The sequence below is a fragment of the Streptomyces sp. So13.3 genome, from assembly GCF_005860785.2.
Taxonomy (GTDB): Bacteria; Actinomycetota; Actinomycetes; order Streptomycetales; family Streptomycetaceae; genus Actinacidiphila; species Actinacidiphila fildesensis.
In genome coordinates, this window is record NZ_CP048835.1 from 6,743,846 (window position 1) to 6,759,726 (window position 15,881).

11 protein-coding genes are annotated in these 15,881 nt (G+C 71.4%); 7 read left to right on the forward strand and 4 right to left on the reverse strand.

Going from position 1 to position 15,881, the window contains the following annotated elements; translation table 11 throughout:
- Window positions 1-226 precede the first annotated feature (226 nt).
- From C8250_RS30255 to C8250_RS30275, 5 genes are all read left to right on the forward strand, one after another.
- Window positions 227-1,579 (forward strand): ammonium transporter, encoded by a 1,353-nt coding sequence (locus C8250_RS30255; RefSeq protein WP_138356456.1) that lies wholly within the window; start codon window positions 227-229, stop codon window positions 1,577-1,579.
- Entirely contained in the window at window positions 1,576-1,914 is a 339-nt protein-coding gene (locus C8250_RS30260) for a P-II family nitrogen regulator (RefSeq protein ID WP_138356455.1), read from the forward strand. The genes C8250_RS30255 and C8250_RS30260 overlap by 4 nt, the downstream gene beginning before the upstream one ends.
- 59 nt (window positions 1,915-1,973) lie before the next feature.
- A complete protein-coding gene (locus C8250_RS30265) occupies window positions 1,974-4,454 on the forward strand; it encodes a [protein-PII] uridylyltransferase (RefSeq protein WP_138356454.1) in 2,481 nt (826 codons plus the stop codon).
- A 121-nt stretch (window positions 4,455-4,575) separates the two neighbouring features.
- On the forward strand, window positions 4,576-6,117 hold the full coding sequence (gene ffh, locus C8250_RS30270; protein ID WP_138356453.1) for a signal recognition particle protein: 1,542 nt from the start codon (window positions 4,576-4,578) through the stop codon (window positions 6,115-6,117).
- A 72-nt stretch (window positions 6,118-6,189) separates the two neighbouring features.
- Window positions 6,190-6,705, forward strand: a complete 516-nt coding sequence (locus C8250_RS30275) for a GNAT family protein (protein ID WP_138356452.1) — start codon at window positions 6,190-6,192, stop codon at window positions 6,703-6,705.
- Window positions 6,706-6,749: 44 nt separating this feature from the next.
- Here C8250_RS30275 and C8250_RS30280 read toward each other — a convergent pair whose 3' ends face one another.
- The 4 genes from C8250_RS30280 to C8250_RS30295 all read right to left on the reverse strand — a co-directional run bounded on the left by C8250_RS30280 (window position 6,750) and on the right by C8250_RS30295 (window position 13,323).
- Entirely contained in the window at window positions 6,750-7,601 is an 852-nt protein-coding gene (locus tag C8250_RS30280) for an NAD(P)H-binding protein (protein ID WP_138356451.1), read from the reverse strand.
- Between the two features lie 111 nt (window positions 7,602-7,712).
- Complete coding sequence (locus C8250_RS30285) at window positions 7,713-9,656, reverse strand: family 20 glycosylhydrolase (protein WP_138356450.1); 1,944 nt, start codon at window positions 9,654-9,656, stop codon at window positions 7,713-7,715.
- Between the two features lie 120 nt (window positions 9,657-9,776).
- Window positions 9,777-12,254, reverse strand: a complete 2,478-nt coding sequence (locus tag C8250_RS30290; RefSeq protein WP_138356449.1) for an excinuclease ABC subunit UvrA — start codon at window positions 12,252-12,254, stop codon at window positions 9,777-9,779.
- A 244-nt stretch (window positions 12,255-12,498) separates the two neighbouring features.
- Window positions 12,499-13,323 (reverse strand): SAM-dependent methyltransferase, encoded by an 825-nt coding sequence (locus C8250_RS30295; protein ID WP_138356448.1) that lies wholly within the window; start codon window positions 13,321-13,323, stop codon window positions 12,499-12,501.
- A gap of 152 nt (window positions 13,324-13,475) precedes the next feature.
- Between C8250_RS30295 and proS the strand changes: the two genes are divergently transcribed.
- Together proS and C8250_RS30305 are read left to right on the forward strand one after the other, a co-directional pair.
- Complete coding sequence (gene proS / locus C8250_RS30300; RefSeq protein ID WP_138356447.1) at window positions 13,476-14,888, forward strand: proline--tRNA ligase; 1,413 nt, start codon at window positions 13,476-13,478, stop codon at window positions 14,886-14,888.
- Window positions 14,889-15,194: 306 nt separating this feature from the next.
- Window positions 15,195-15,791: a hypothetical protein gene (locus tag C8250_RS30305; protein ID WP_138356446.1), complete on the forward strand. Its 597-nt coding sequence runs from the start codon at window positions 15,195-15,197 to the stop codon at window positions 15,789-15,791.
- Window positions 15,792-15,881 lie beyond the last annotated feature (90 nt).

Genomic DNA, 15,881 nt, shown 5'->3' on the forward strand with positions numbered 1-15,881 from the left:
CGGCTCCCCCACGCCTGGTCAACCGGGTGCCTTCCGCGGCCGGTCCCGTATACGGCGCCCGCTCCTGCCGGGAGCGGTTCATCTTCACGTAACACATAGGACTTCTTCGTCACCGCGTCGAAACACCCTGCGGCATCGGGCGAAACCCGGCTGGGACAACCTCTGGGCGATAACCGGCCCACCCAGCACCGTCCCGCAGGGCCGCTCGGATGACGAGGAGACGCCGATGGCACCAGCCATCCTGACGCTTGCCGCTGATGCGCCCAAGCTCGATACCGGAAATACGGCGTTCATGCTGCTCAGCGCCGCCCTGGTCATGGTGATGACACCGGGCCTGGCCTTCTTCTACGGGGGCATGGTCCGCGTCAAGAGTGCGCTGAACATGTTGATGATGAGCTTCATCAGCCTCGGCATCATCACCATTCTGTGGACGCTCTACGGATTCAGTTTCGCCTTCGACTCCGGCAACGGATTCATGGGCGGCACCGACTGGCTCGGGATGCGCAACATCGGCATCGCCGAGCTGTGGCCCGGATACGGGATCCCGGTCTACGTCTTCGCCGTCTTCCAGCTGATGTTCGCGATCATCACCCCGGCGCTGATAAGCGGTGCGCTCGCGGACCGCGTGAAGTTCACCGCCTGGGCGCTCTTCATCACCCTGTGGGCGACGGTCGTGTACTTCCCGGTCGCGCACTGGGTCTGGGGCTCGGACGGCTGGCTCTTCAAGTACGGCGTGATCGACTTCGCCGGTGGTACCGCGGTCCACATCAACGCGGGCGCCGCCGCCCTCGGTGTGATCCTGGTCATCGGCAAGCGGGTCGGCTTCAAGCGGGACCCGATGCGGCCGCACAGCCTGCCGCTGGTCATGCTCGGCGCGGGCCTGCTGTGGTTCGGCTGGTTCGGCTTCAACGCCGGCTCCTGGCTCGGTGCCGACGGCGTCGCCGCCGTCGCGTTCACCAACACGCAGGTCGCCACCGCCGCCGCGATGCTCGGCTGGCTCGCCTACGAGAAGATCCGGCACGGCTCCTTCACCACCCTGGGCGCCGCCTCCGGCGCGGTCTCCGGGCTGGTCGCCATCACCCCCGCCTGCGGTTCCGTCTCCCCGCTCGGCGCGATCGCCGTCGGCCTGATCGCCGGTGTGCTGTGCGCCGCCGCGGTCGGCCTGAAGTACAAGTTCGGCTACGACGACTCGCTGGACGTCGTCGGTGTCCACATGGTCGGCGGCATCGTCGGCTCCCTGCTCATCGGCCTCTTCGCCACCGGCGGCGTCGGCCAGACCGCCAAGGGCCTGTTCTACGGCGGCGGCCTCGACCAGCTCGGCAAGCAGGCGGTCGGCGTCGGCGCGGTCCTGGGGTACTCCCTGGTCGCCTCCGCGATCCTCGCCAAGCTCATCGACCTGGTCATGGGCTTCCGGGTCACCGAGGACGACGAGATCACCGGCATCGACCAGATCGAACACGCCGAGACGGCGTACGACTTCGCGGGAGCGGGCGGCGGCACGGTCCGCACCACCGCGGTACCCGTCCCCGGCAGCACGAGCAGCGAGGCCGGCGCCTCGGACAAGAAGGTGGACGCGTGAAGCTCATCACGGCAGTTGTGAAGCCGCACCGGCTGGACGAGATCAAGGAAGCCCTGTCGGCCTTCGGGGTGCACGGCCTGACGGTCACCGAGGCCAGCGGCTACGGCCGGCAGCGCGGCCACACCGAGGTCTACCGTGGCGCCGAGTACACCGTCGACCTGGTGCCGAAGATCCGTATAGAGGTCCTGGTCGAGGACAGTGACGCCGATCAGCTGATCGAAGTCATCGTCAAGGCCGCCCGCACCGGCAAGATCGGTGATGGCAAGGTGTGGAGTATCCCGGTCGAGACAGCGGTCCGCGTACGCACCGGCGAACGCGGCCCGGACGCCCTCTAGAACTGGTCCGTGCTCATTCGGACCGGATCTGGCAACAAGCGCCCAGCGCTGGAGCACAAGTGACGGAAAGCGTCGAAGCGAAAGCGGACGACGAATCCGCCGCCGGAACCCCTGAGGGTCCCAGCGGCTACGCGGCGGCCCGGCTGCGTCTCCTCAACGAGGAGGCGCGGTCCGGGCCGCCGCGCCGTTCCGCCCTGTCGGGACTCACCGACAGATGGCTGGCGGGGCTGGCCGCGGGCGCGGCCGGGGAGACCGGCGTCGCCGGATACGCCCTGGTCGCCGTCGGCGGCTACGGGCGCGGCGAGCTCTCCCCGCGCAGCGACCTCGACCTCCTGCTGCTCTACGACTCCTCCGTCGCCAAGGACCGGATCTCCGCGCTCGCCGACCGGATTTGGTACCCGGTCTGGGACCTGGGCCTGGACCTGGACCACTCGGTCCGCACCGCCGCCGAGGCCCGCGGGACCGCCGCCGAGGACCTCAAGGTCCAGCTCGGGCTGCTCGACGCCCGGCACATCGCGGGCGATCCGTCCCTCACCGCGTCCCTGCGGACCGCGACGCTGGCCGACTGGCGCAACCAGGCCCCCAAGCGGCTGCCCGCCCTGCACGAGCTGTGCCAGGAACGGGCCGAACGCCAGGGCGAGCTCTCCTACCTGCTCGAACCCGACCTCAAGGAGGCCAGGGGCGGGCTGCGCGACGCCACCGCGCTGCGCGCCGTCGCCGCGTCCTGGCTCGCCGACGCCCCCCGCGAAGGGTTGGAGGAGGCCCGCACCCGGCTGCTCGACGCCCGTGACGCCCTGCACCTGGTCACCGGCCGGGCCACCGACCGGCTCGCCCTCCAGGAACAGGACCAGGTCGCCGAAGCCCTCGGCCTGCTCGACGCCGACGCGCTGCTGCGCCAGGTCTACGAGGCCGCCCGCACCATCAGTTACGCCGCCGACGTCACCTGGCGCGAGGTCGGCCGGGTGCTGCGGTCCCGCGAGGCGCGCCCGCGCCGCCGCGGTCTGCTCGGCATCGGCCGCTCCGGCCCGGCCGCCGCCCCCGCCGAGCGCACCCCGCTCGCCGAAGGCGTCGTCGAGCACGAGGGCGAAGCCGTTCTCGCGCTGGCCGCGAAGCCGGAACGTGACCCCGTACTGCCGCTGCGGGCCGCCGCCGCGGCCGCCCAGGCCGGGCTGCCGCTCAGCCTGCACGCGGTGCGCCGGCTGGCGGCGGCCGCCCGCCCGCTGCCGGTGCCCTGGCCGGCCGAGGCCCGTGAGCAGTTGCTCACGCTGCTCGGCGCGGGCGAGGCCACCGTCCAGGTCTGGGAGGCGCTGGAGGCCGAGGGGCTCATCACCCGGCTGCTGCCGGACTGGGAACGGGTCCGCTGCCGCCCGCAGCGCAACGCCGTCCACCGCTGGACCGTCGACCGGCACCTCGTCGAGACGGCGGTCCGCGCCTCCGGTCTCACCCGCCGCGTCGGGCGCCCCGACCTGCTGCTGATGGCGGCTCTGCTGCACGACATCGGCAAGGGCTGGCCCGGCGACCACAGCGAGGCCGGCGAGGTCATCGCCCGCGATGTCGCCACCCGCATCGGGTTCAACCCCGCCGACGTGGAGACGCTGGCGCTGCTCGTCCGCCACCATCTGCTGCTCATCGAGACCGCGACCCGCCGCGACCTCGATGACCCGGTGACCGTGAAGGGCGTCGCCGACGTGGTGCGCGACAACGGCACGCTGGAGCTGCTGCACGCGCTGACCGAGGCCGACGCGCTGGCCACCGGCCCCGCCGCGTGGAGCAACTGGCGTGCCTCGCTCCTGGCCGACCTGGTCAAACGGGTCGCGGAGCTGCTCGCGGGCGGCGAGGTGCCGGAGCCCGCCACCGCCGAGCCGACGGCCGAGGAGGAACGCCTCGCCGTCGAGGCCGCCCGCACCGGCGGCCCGGTGCTCGCGCTGCACGCCCATGCCGAACCCGACCCCGAGGGCGGCGACGAGAACACCCCCGAGGGGCTGGGCGTCGAGCTGCTGCTCGCCGTCCCGGACCGGCCGGGACTGCTCGCGCAGGCCGCCGGGGTGCTCGCCCTGCACCGGCTCACCGTGCGCGCAGCCGACCTGCGGTCCGTCGACCCGATCGGGGAGGGCCCGGTGACGCTGCTCAGCTGGCGGGTCGCCGCCGAGTACGGTGCGCTGCCGGAGGCCGCCCGGCTCCGTGCCGACCTGGGGCGGGCCTTCGACGGTTCGCTCGACATCGAGGCACGTCTCGCCGAACGCGAGGCGGCCTATCCGCGCCGTCGCACGCTCGCCGCGCCGCCGCCCCGGGTGACGGTCGCCGCCGGCAGCTCCCAGGTCGCCACGGTGATCGAGATCCGCGCCCAGGACGCACCGGGACTGCTGCACCGGATCGGGTACGCCCTGGCCGCGACCGGGGTGAACGTGCGCTCCGCCCGCATCAGCACGCTCGGCGCGAACGCGGTCGACGCGTTCTACGTCGTCGGCGCGGACGGCGCTCCGCTGGGCGAGGTGCGGGCGGCGGAGGTCGCCCGCGAGGTCGAGCGGGCGCTGCGCTGAGCCCCGCGGTCGTCCGTCGCCGGGCAGGCTCAATCCCGCCTGCCCGGCGATGGAGGGCACACCAGCGGATACCCTGGGGGACGACCACCGCCAACCCCTGACGCGAGGACCCGCAACCACCGTGTTCGATACCCTCTCCGATCGCCTTGCAGCGACGTTCAAGAACCTCCGGGGCAAGGGCCGCCTCTCCGAGGCGGACATCGACGCCACCGCGCGCGAGATCCGTATCGCCCTGCTGGAAGCGGATGTCGCGCTCCCGGTGGTCCGTGCGTTCATCAAGCAGGTCAAGGAGCGGGCCTCCGGGCTCGAGGTCTCGCAGGCGCTGAACCCGGCGCAGCAGGTCATCAAGATCGTCAACGAGGAGCTCGTCGGCATCCTCGGCGGTGAGACCCGCCGGCTGCGGTTCTCCAAGCAGCCGCCGACCGTGATCATGCTCGCGGGTCTGCAGGGTGCCGGTAAGACCACCCTGGCCGGAAAGCTCGGCCACTGGCTGAAGAGCCAGGGCCACGCCCCGCTGCTCGTCGCCTGTGACCTCCAGCGCCCGAACGCCGTGACCCAGCTCTCCGTCGTCGCGGAGCGCGCGGGTGTCGCGGTCTTCGCGCCCGAGGCGGGCAACGGCGTCGGTGACCCGGTCAAGGTCGCCAAGGACTCCATCGAGTTCGCGAAGTCCAAGCAGTACGACGTGGTCGTCGTCGACACCGCCGGCCGGCTGGGTGTCGACGAGGAGCTGATGCGGCAGGCCGCCGACATCCGTGACGCCGTCAGCCCGGACGAGATCCTCTTCGTCGTCGACGCGATGATCGGCCAGGACGCGGTCAACACCGCCGAGGCGTTCCGCGACGGCGTCGGCTTCGACGGTGTGGTGCTCTCCAAGCTCGACGGTGACGCCCGCGGTGGTGCCGCGCTCTCCATCGCGCATGTGACCGGCAAGCAGATCATGTTCGCCTCCAACGGCGAGAAGCTCGACGAGTTCGACACCTTCCACCCGGACCGGATGGCGTCCCGCATCCTCGGCATGGGCGACATGCTCAGCCTGATCGAGAAGGCCGAACAGACCTTCTCGCAGGCCGAGGCCCAGAAGATGGCCGAGAAGCTGGCCAAGGGTCCGAAGGAGTTCACGCTCGACGACTTCCTGTCCCAGATGGAGCAGGTCCGCAAGATGGGCTCCATCTCCAAGCTGCTCGGCATGCTGCCCGGCATGGGGCAGATCAAGGACCAGATCGCCAACCTGGACGAGCGCGACGTCGACCGCACCGCCGCGATCATCAAGTCGATGACCCCGGCCGAGCGCCAGGACCCGACGATCCTCAACGGATCGCGCCGGGTCCGCGTCGCCAAGGGCTCCGGCACCGAGGTCAGCGCGGTCAAGAGCCTCGTCGAGCGGTTCTTCGAGGCCCGCAAGATGATGTCGCGGATGGCCCAGGGCGGCGGCATGCCCGGGATGCCGGGGATGCCCGGCATGGGCGGCGGCAACAAGAAGAAGAAGCAGGTCAAGCAGGCCAAGGGCAAGCAGCGCAGCGGCAACCCCATGAAGCGCAAGGCGGACGAGGCGGCGGAGGCCGCCCGCCGTGCCGAGCAGGCCGACAACCCCTTCGGCGCGGCAGCCGCTCCGGAGGCGCAGAACTTCGAACTCCCCGACGAGTTCAAGAAGTTCATGGGCTGACGCCCTCCCGCACCGCAGCGGAAGAGCGCCCCCAGCAGGGGGCGCTCTTCGCGTCCGGGGCATGATGGCGCCATGCGCGTATCCATCCGAGAACCACGACCGGGCGACGCCGACGCGTACGCCACGGCCGTCCTGCGGTCCGCCGATCATCTGAGCCCGTGGAACCCTGTGGATCCGGACGGTTTCCACGAGCTGCTGCGCCGCCAGGGTCCGTCGTTGCGCACGTTTCTGATCATCAACGACGAGGACGGCGGCATCGTCGGCAAGGTCAATGTCGCGAACATCGTCCGGGCCCGGTTCCGCAATGGCGTTCTCGGTTACGACAGCTACCTCCCGTACGCGGGCACCGGCCGGATGACCGAGGGTCTGCGGCAGGTCGTCGACCGCTGCTTCACCAGCTATCCCGACGGTCTCGGGCTGCACCGGCTGGAGATCAACGTGCAGCCGGACAACGGCCGCTCCCTCGCCATGGCCAAGCGGCTCGGCTTCCGCCATGAGGGCTTCTCACCGCGCATGCTCTATCTGAACGACGACTGGCGTGACCACGAGCGCTTCGCGCTCACCGCCGAGGAGTGGCCCGGCGCCTGACCCGTCCCGCCGCCCGTCCGGGCACGGCGCGGCCGCGGACGGCGTCAGCGGAAGTCGGCGGCGTGGTCGGCGGCCCATTCGCGGAACGTGCGCGGGGCGGTGCCGGTGAGCTCCTCGACGGTGGAGGTGACCGGCTCGGGGGACCCTGCCATACCGGCCCAGGCCGTCAGGACCGCGTCCACCCCCGACGGCGGCAGCCAGGCCAGCATCTGCTGCCGCTTCTCCGCGACCGTCATCTCCTCGAACCGCACCGGGCGGCCGATCGCCTCGCCGATGGCGTGCGCCTGCTCGGCCTGGGTCACCAGGGCGGGGCCGGTGAGCACGTACGCGGCGCCCGCGTGCCCGGCGTCCGGGCCGTCCGTCAGTACGCGGACGGCGGCCGCCGCGATGTCCCGCTCGTGGATCAGCGGCCGGGCCAGTGCCCCGTTCAGATCACGGACGACGCTGTCGGCACGGACCTGCTCCGCCCAGCCGAGGGTGTTGGACGCGAAGCCGACCGGGTGCAGGAAGGTCCATTCGAGGCCGGACCGTTCGATCAGCCGTTCCATCCCGCCGTGGAACGCGGTGATCGGATCCGTCGGCCCGTCCGTCCGCTCCTGCGCTCCCGGCATCGAGAGGTAGACGATGCGGCGCGCGTGCTTCCCGACCCGCTCCAGGACGCCGGGCGCCGCCTCGGTGGTGAGGAACGGCCAGACCAGGAAGACGGCGTCGACGCCGTCGAGCGCCGCGTCCAGGCTCCCCGGATCCGACAGGTCCCCGGCCACGGCCTCGACGCCGGCGGGCAGCCGGGCCGCGCCGGGGTCGCGGGTCAGGGCGCGGAAGGCCGCGCCCCGGCCCAGCAGTTGGGACACGACCTGCCCGCCGACTTTGCCGGTTGCTCCGGTGACCAGGATCATGACGCTCTCCTTGATGATCTCTCGCGTGCTGCTCGGTATGTGGTGTTCAGCCTGCGAGTTGAACCAAGGTTGAAGTCAAGCGCCGGGCAGCCGGGACTTTGACGACACGGCCTAGGCGTCGTGGTACGCCTCGACCTCCCACAGTGAGTAGCCGTAGACGGTGCCGCGCCTGGTCAGATAGATCCGCAGGTACCGCCCGGAACCGCTGAGGCCGGTCAGGTTCTGGGTGCCGCCGGAGGCGCTGGTGGTGGAGTAGACCGTGCTCCAGGACGTGCCGTCGTCGGACAGCTGGATCTGGAACGCCGTGGCGTGGGCCGTCTCCCAGGTGAGCTTGACGCGGTTGACGGCCCGGCTGCTGCCCAGGTCGATCCGCAGCCACTGCGGATCGGAATAGGCGCTGGACCAGCGACTGGCGTAGCTGCCGTCCACCGCGCCCTCCGCGGGGAAGGCGGGCGTCTCGGTGCTGGAGACGGTCACCGGGCGGCCCAGGGCCAGGTCGCCGGCGGCGGTGTCGGTGGGCCAGCCGGGCGGGCGGCCGACGGTGGTGACGATCGGCTGGAACTCCGCCAGCGTCGGGACGAGTCCTGGGGAGCCCCAGGTCTGCTGCGCGAGGGCACGCATCGGGGTCATGATGCCGGCCGCCGTCTGCTGCTCGGTCTCGGCGTTGGGGTTGTCGCACCAGACGTGCAGCACCGAACCCCGGTTGCGGGACGGGTCGGTGAGGGTGGTGCCGCCCTGGAAGATCTCGGGGTTCCAGGTCTCGTACATGTACGGGGTGTTGGGCTTGTCGCCGCCGTACACGTAGTAGGTCGGCGTCCAGCTGGAGTTCATGACGGTGTGGCCCGCCGCGACGAGCTGCTGCGGGGTGAGCCCGTAGTTGAACCAGTAGTCGACGGTGATGTCGGCGTTCGGGGTGATCGTGCCGTCGCCCTGCTTGATGCCGTCGTTCCACATCCGCATCGTCTTGCCGCCGGCCCGGACGATGCCGTCGGCCCAGTTGACGAAGCCGTAGTAGACGTCCTTGGCGGTGGCGGCGGGCCCGTAGTGGGCGCGGGCGTAGCTGAGCAGCTGCGGGTAACTGGCGTAGTTGGTGACGTACTCGTCCGCGCCCAGGTGCCAGTACTTGGCGGGGAACAGCGGCAGGTACTCGGTGATCAGATCCTGGATGAGGGTGTAGGCCGCCGGGTTGGACAGGTCGATGTACTGGTTGCTCGGTGTGCCCGCGCTGTTGACGAGCCGCAGTTCGGGATGGGCGGTCAGCGTCGTGTTCATATGGCCCGGCACGTCGATCTCGGGCACGACGGTGACGTGGTACCGGGCGCCGAGCGCGATGAGATCGGTGATCTCCCGCTTCGTGTAGTGCGCGGCGGAGGTGATCTCGGGGTGGCTGGTGCTCTCCAGCCGGAAGCCGTAGGTGTCGGACAGGTGCAGGTGGAAGTAGTTCATCTTCAGATAGGCGAGGTCCCTGATCTGGCCCTGGAGCCAGGGCACGGTGAAGTACTTGCGCCCGACGTCGACCATCAGCCCGCGCTCGGCCTTGGCGGGCCAGTCGCGTGCCGTCCCGGCCGCGATGGTGGGGGACTGCTTGAGGAGCTGGAGCACCGAGCGGGTGCCGTAGAAGGCCCCGGCGTCGGCCCGGGCCCGGACGGTGACGGACGAGCCGACGGTGAGGGCGTAGCCCTCGGTGCCGAGCGTGGTGTCCGTGGAGCCGAGGGTGAGGAACAGGTCACCGGGCCGCACGGCGGAGGCCGGGCCGCTGACCAGGGTGACGGTCCGCCCGGTGAGCTGTGTCAGATCGTCGGCGAAGACCCGCCCGGTGGTGCCGAGCGCGGACGAGTAGGCGCTGTCGGCCACGACCCGGCTGGCGGGGCCGAAGGTGTACGCACCGCTGCCGGCGGTCCACTGCTGGAGGGCGGGGATGGTGCGTGGCACGGCGCCGGCGGCGTGCGCCGGCCCCTGTGCGAGCGGTACGGCGAGGGCGAGCAGCAGGCCGAACAGCACGCCGAGAACGGCGGCCGGCCCGCGGGAGAAGCGGGCGTGGGGGGAGAACCGCATGGTCGAGGACTCCTGCCTGAGAGGGATGACGCGGGAGTGGTCTGGACAACTCGGTGCCTCACCAAGTGCAGCGATACCTCCTGTACATGTCAAGAGTCCCGGATATGCGGGCGTCGGTGGTCAGACCGGCGGACTGCCGGGGATCTTCGGCGCCAGATAGCGGGCGGTGATGCTCCGCGGCGACCGGGCGACGAGCGCGGGAACCCCTTCCGCGACGATCCGCCCGCCCCGGTCGCCGCCCCCCGGACCCATGTCGATGATCCAGTCGGCACCGGCCGCCACATCCATGTCGTGCTCGACCACGACGACGGAGTTCCCCGCGTCGACGAGCCCGTGCAGCCGGCGCATGAGCAGTTCGGTGTCGGCCGGGTGCAGCCCGGTGGTCGGCTCGTCCAGCAGATAGAGGGTGTGCGAGCGCGCCCCGCGGCCCGCGCGCTGCAGTTCGGCCGCCAGCTTGATCCGCTGGGCCTCCCCGCCGGACAGCTCGGTGGCCGGCTGGCCGAGCCGCAGATAGCCGAGCCCGACCTGTTGCAGGGTCCTCAGCGGCCGGGCCGCGGCGGGAACGTCGGCCAGGAAGTCGTACGCCGCGTCGACCGTCATCGCCAGGACGTCGGCGACACTCGCGCCGCGGTAGGTGATCTCCAGGGTCTCCGGCCGGTAGCGGGCACCGTGGCAGGTCGGGCAGGGGGCGTAACTGCCGGGCAGGAAGAGGAGTTCGACGGCGATGAACCCCTCGCCCTGGCAGGTCTCGCAGCGGCCGGTGGCGACGTTGAACGAGAAGCGCCCGGCGTTGTAGCCGCGCTTGCGTGCCTCGTCGGTGGCCGCGAAGAGCTTGCGTACGGCGTCGAACAGACCCGTGTACGTCGCCAGGTTGGACCGTGGCGTGCGGCCGATGGGCCGCTGGTCGACCCGTACCAGCCGGCCGACGGCCTCGAGGCCCGTCACCGAGGTGGCGTACGAGGCAGCGCTTCCCCCGCCGGCCGGGACCTCGTCCGCTCCGGCCTCCTCCGGATCCTCCTCGGCGGACGTTCCCAGGTGTTCCGTCAGGACATCGGCCAGCACCTGGCTGACCAGCGTCGACTTCCCGGACCCCGAAACACCGGTCACCACCGTGAAGACCCCGAGCGGCACCACCGCGTCGAGGCCGCGCAGATTGTGCCGGGTGACACCGTGCAGCCGCAGCAGGCCGGACGGTTCGCGCGGTACGCGCGCGGCGGCCGGCGGCCCCTCGGGGAACAGGAACCGGCGGGTCTCCGATTCGGCGACCGACGCCAGCCCGGCCACCGGACCGCTGTGCAGCACCCGGCCGCCGTGCTCGCCCGCCAGCGGCCCGACATCGACGACCCAGTCGGCGCGCGCCACCACCGCCATGTCGTGCTCGACCACGAAGAGCGAGTTCCCGGCCGCCCTGAGCCGGTCGAGCACCGTCAGCAGCGCCTCGGTGTCGGCCGGGTGCAGCCCGGCTGACGGCTCGTCGAGGACGTAGACGACGCCGAACAGCCCCGAGCGCAGCTGGGTGGCGAGCCGCAGCCGCTGCAGTTCGCCCGCCGAGAGCGTCGGCGTCGGCCGGTCCATGCTCAGATAGCCCAGCCCCAGCTCGCCGAGCGCCTCGATCCGGGACACGAGGTCCCCGGCGATCGTGCCGGCCACGGAGCCGGTCCCATGCGGGGTCTCCCGCAGCAGCCGGGCCAGTTCGGTGAGGGGCAGGGCGGCCAGGGCGGCGATGTCCCGGCCGGCGAAGGTGACCGCCAGCGACTCCGGGCGCAGCCGCCGCCCGCCGCACACCGGGCAGGGCGAGCTCGTCATGAACCGCCGGACCCGTTTGCGCAGCGCCTCGCTCCGGGAGTCGGCGAAGGTGTGCAGCACATAGCGCTCGGCGCTCATGTACGTGCCCTGGTAGGGGCGTTGGATGCGGTCGGCGTCCCGCACCGGGTGGACGGTGACGACCGGCTGCTCCGGTGTGAACAGGATCCAGTCGCGCGCCTCCTGCGGCAGCTTGTGCCAGGGCGCGTCGATGTCATGGCCGAGCGCGTCGAGGATGTCGCGCAGGTTCTTGCCCTGCCAGGCCCCCGGCCAGGCGGCCACCGCACCCTCACGGATGGTCAGCGACGGATCGGGGACGAGCGAGTCCTCGCTGACCCGGTGCACCGTGCCCAGCCCGTGGCACTCCGGACAGGCGCCCGCCGGGGTGTTGGGGGAGAACGCGTCGGAGTCCAGCCGCTCGGTGACGCCCGGCGGATAGCTGCCGGCGCGTGAGTACAGCATGCGCAGCGAGTTCGACAACGTGGTGACCGTGCCCACCGAGGAGCGCGAACCCGGCGCGGACCGCCGTTGCTCCAGGGCGATGGCGGGCGGCAGACCGGTGATCTCGTCGACCTTGGGTGCGCCGATCTGGTGAATCAGCCGCCGCGCGTACGGGGCCACGGACTCGAAGTAGCGGCGCTGCGCCTCGGCGTAGATCGTGCCGAAGGCGAGCGAGGACTTGCCGGAGCCGGAGACCCCGGTGAAGGCGACCAGCGCGTCCCGCGGCAGGTCCACATCGACCCCGCGCAGATTGTGCTCCCGCGCGCCGCGCACCCGGAGGTACGGATCGGTCATCGGGCTCCTCTCCGTCCCATCGGGGGGTGCGGCGGCAGGAAGCTACCGGTTGTGACCTGATCGTACGATTTACTCCGGAATTGGCGCGAGCGGCGCTGGCATCGGAGTGCCATGGGTGCTGCCACGGAGGCGTGGAACCGGGTGCCGCCCCGTCAGAAGCCCCGGTGTCCGGGGCGGTCGGCGTGGTCCGCGGATGTGCCGTACGCCCGCGGGGTCGCCTCCCCGCGGGCGTACGGCACGGAGTTCAGACGCGGGCGACCACGTACCGGAAGACGTTCTCCATCCGGACCGTCCCGTCGGCCCGCCGGTACGGGTGCAGCGCCTCCGCCAGCTCCTTCTCCACCTGCGGCTGGTCGGTGGCCTCCGCGGCCGGGTCGAACAGGCCGGTGGAGAGCAGTCCGCGGACCGCGCTGTCCATGTCCGGATAGCCGAAGGGGCAGGCCACCCGGCCGGAGCCGTCCGGCCGCAGCCCGGCGTCCCGGGCCAGCTCCTCCAGGTCGTCGCGACCGCTGAGCCGGCTCCTGACCGTGTGGCCGCGCGGCTCCGCCAGCCGCGCCGCGACACACAGCACCCGGAAGGTGGCACATCGCTCGGAGGGACCCCAGCCGGCCAGCACCACGGGACTGCCGCGCTCCGTGAGCCGGGCCGCCGCCGTCAGGTCGGGCCGCAGTTCGTCGCAGGGCGACGCCGGATCCAGCGCCGTCACCATCGTGAACGGCGCGGCCGCCCGGTCCGCCGGGCGGACGGGACCGCCGAAACGTAACTCCGCGCGGGCCCTGCGCCGGGCCGGAGCGCCCCACCGCGGTTCGGGGAGCAGCCGCTCACGGGCGAGCGCGAGCCGGCGTTCGTCGGGATCGCAGCCGGTGACGGCCGCGCCGCGGGCCGAGGCCATCAGCAGCGCGAGGCCGGATCCGCAGCCGAGCCCGAGCAGCCGGGTGCTGGGGCCGACGTCGAGCCGGTCGTACACGGCCTCGTAGAGCGGTACCAGCATCCGCTCCTGGATCTCGGCCCAGTCCCGCGCCCTGGTATCGGCGCGTGTTCTGGATCCGCGAACGAGCGTGGGTGTCATCGGAGCCGCCCCAATCAGCCGAGTCGCCGTCCTCGTGTGCCCCCCGGTGCTTTGTGCATGTCCCCGAAAGCCAGACAACTCCGGTTTTGGGCTCCCGTCCAGAGGGCGGCCCGATTCACGTCCGGCGGTCATCGCCCCGTAACATCTGCGGCATGGCAAAGCCCCCCGTTCTCACGCCTCAGGCGGTCGACTTCCCCCGCTGGTACCAGGACCTGGTCAACAAGGCCGAACTGGCCGACAACGGCCCGGTGCGCGGCACGATGGTGATCCGGCCCTACGGATACGCCCTCTGGGAGCGGATGCAGCAGGAGATGGACGCGCGCATCAAGGACGCGGGCGCCCAGAACGCCTACTTCCCGCTCTTCATCCCGCAGTCGTACCTGACGCGCGAAGCCGAGCACGTGGAGGGCTTCGCCCCCGAGCTGGCGGTCGTCACGCACGGCGGTGGCAAGGAGCTGGACGAGCCGATCGTCGTCCGCCCCACCTCCGAGACGATCATCAACGAGTACTTCTCCAAGTGGGTGCAGAGCTACCGCGACCTGCCCCTGCTGATCAACCAGTGGGCGAACGTCGTCCGCTGGGAGATGCGTCCGCGGATCTTCCTGCGCACCACCGAGTTCCTCTGGCAGGAGGGCCACACCGCCCACGCCACCTACGAGGACGCGCGTGCCTACGCCGCGCGGATCCATCAGGACGTGTACGCCGATTTCATGGTGAACGTCCTCGGCATCGATGTGGTGCTCGGCCGGAAGACCGCCAAGGAGCGCTTCGCCGGCGCGATCAACACCCTCACCCTCGAGGGCATGATGGGCGACGGCAAGGCCCTGCAGCTGGGCACCAGCCATGAGCTGGGCCAGAACTTCGCGAAGGCGTTCAACACCTCGTACCTGTCGGGCGAGGGCAAGCAGGAGCACGTCTGGCAGACCTCGTGGGGCGTCTCGACCCGGATGGTCGGCGGCCTGATCATGTCGCACGGCGACGACAACGGCCTGCGCGTCCCGCCGCGGCTCGCCGCGGTCCAGGTGGTCGTGCTGGCCATCAAGGGCGACGACACGGTCATCGCCAAGGTGCACGAGATCGGCGCCCGCCTCAAGGCGGCCGGGATCCGCGTCCAGGTGGACGCCCGTACCGACACGCCGTTCGGCCGCCGGGCCGTGGACTGGGAGCTCAAGGGCGTTCCGGTGCGTGTCGAGGTCGGTCCGCGCGACCTGGAGAACGGCACCGCGATGCTGGCCCGCCGGATCCCCGGCGGCAAGGAGCCGGTGGCGCTCGACGCGCTGGAGGCCCTGATCCCCGGGATCCTTGAGGAGGACCAGGCACAGCTGCTGCGGGAGAGCCTGGAGCGCCGCGAGTCGCGCACCGTGGACGTGGCGACCATCGGGGAGGCGGCCGAGGCCGCCGCCACCGGCTGGGCCCGCATCCCGTGGGCCGATCTCGGTCCGGAGGGCGAGGCCAAGCTGGCCGAGCAGAGCGTCTCCGTGCGCTGCCTGATCGCCGAGGACGGCACCGTGCCGGACTCCGACGACGCCCCGGGCACGCTCGCGGTCGTAGCCCGCGCGTACTGAGTCCTGCGCACCGATCCCACGTACTGAACTCTGTACGGATCGGTACGGAGTTCCGTGCGGAGCTCGCGGGCTGGGCCATTACCGCTGGTCGCTGACGGTCCTCCGTCGGTAGCCGAAGGTAGCTGGCCGGAAACGGTCGTAATTTTTCGGTGATACGTCCCGACTTCGGGGCGGGTGTTCGGATTCTCCACTATCCTCCGCTCCCGCCCCGCGCCGGACGCATCCTCCGGAACTGACCGATGAGTGCAAATTATTTGGGGTGGCCCGGAATCGGAACACTGGGCCACCCCGGCTCGTTGTCACGGCGTGAGCACGACACCACCAGTTCTCGCCGCCGAGCTGGCAGTCGCGTGGGCCGACATTCAACGGCACCACCCCGAACTGCCGGATCTGGCCGCGCCAGAGTCCCTTATCGGAGAGTCCTCGTCCGCCTGCGGGACCGAGCTCTCCTTCGAAAGGCTGCTCCACGAGGCCGTGCACGGAGTCGCCGCAGCACGCGGCGTCCGTGACACGTCGCGAGCCGGCCGCTACCACAACCGCCGTTTTCTGGCGATCGCCGATGAATTGGGCCTCGACCATGCCGAGGAGCCGCATCCCAGCAGCGGCTTCTCCCTGGTCGGTCTGCGCCCCGACACCAAGAAGCGCTATCGAGCCACCATGGACCGGCTGCACCGGGCCCTGAAGGCACACACCGTCGCGACCACCGCGGACACGGGACGCAGTTTCCGCGGTCCGGCGGCGCGGCACGGTTCGTCCGGTGGGGGAGTGCGGGTCAAGGCCGTCTGCGACTGCGGGCGCAACGTCCGCGTCGTACCGTCCGTCCTCGCCCAGGCGCCGATCATGTGCGGGGCCTGCGGACAGGCGTTCCGGATCCCGGAGGTCGTCGGCGCCGGCGTCGGGTGAGGTGAGCCGAAGCCGCTGGTCCGCTCGGATTAGCCGGGCGTGTCACCGTGTGGCAGAATAGCCAGCTGAGAACTCGACAGCCGTGCAGGA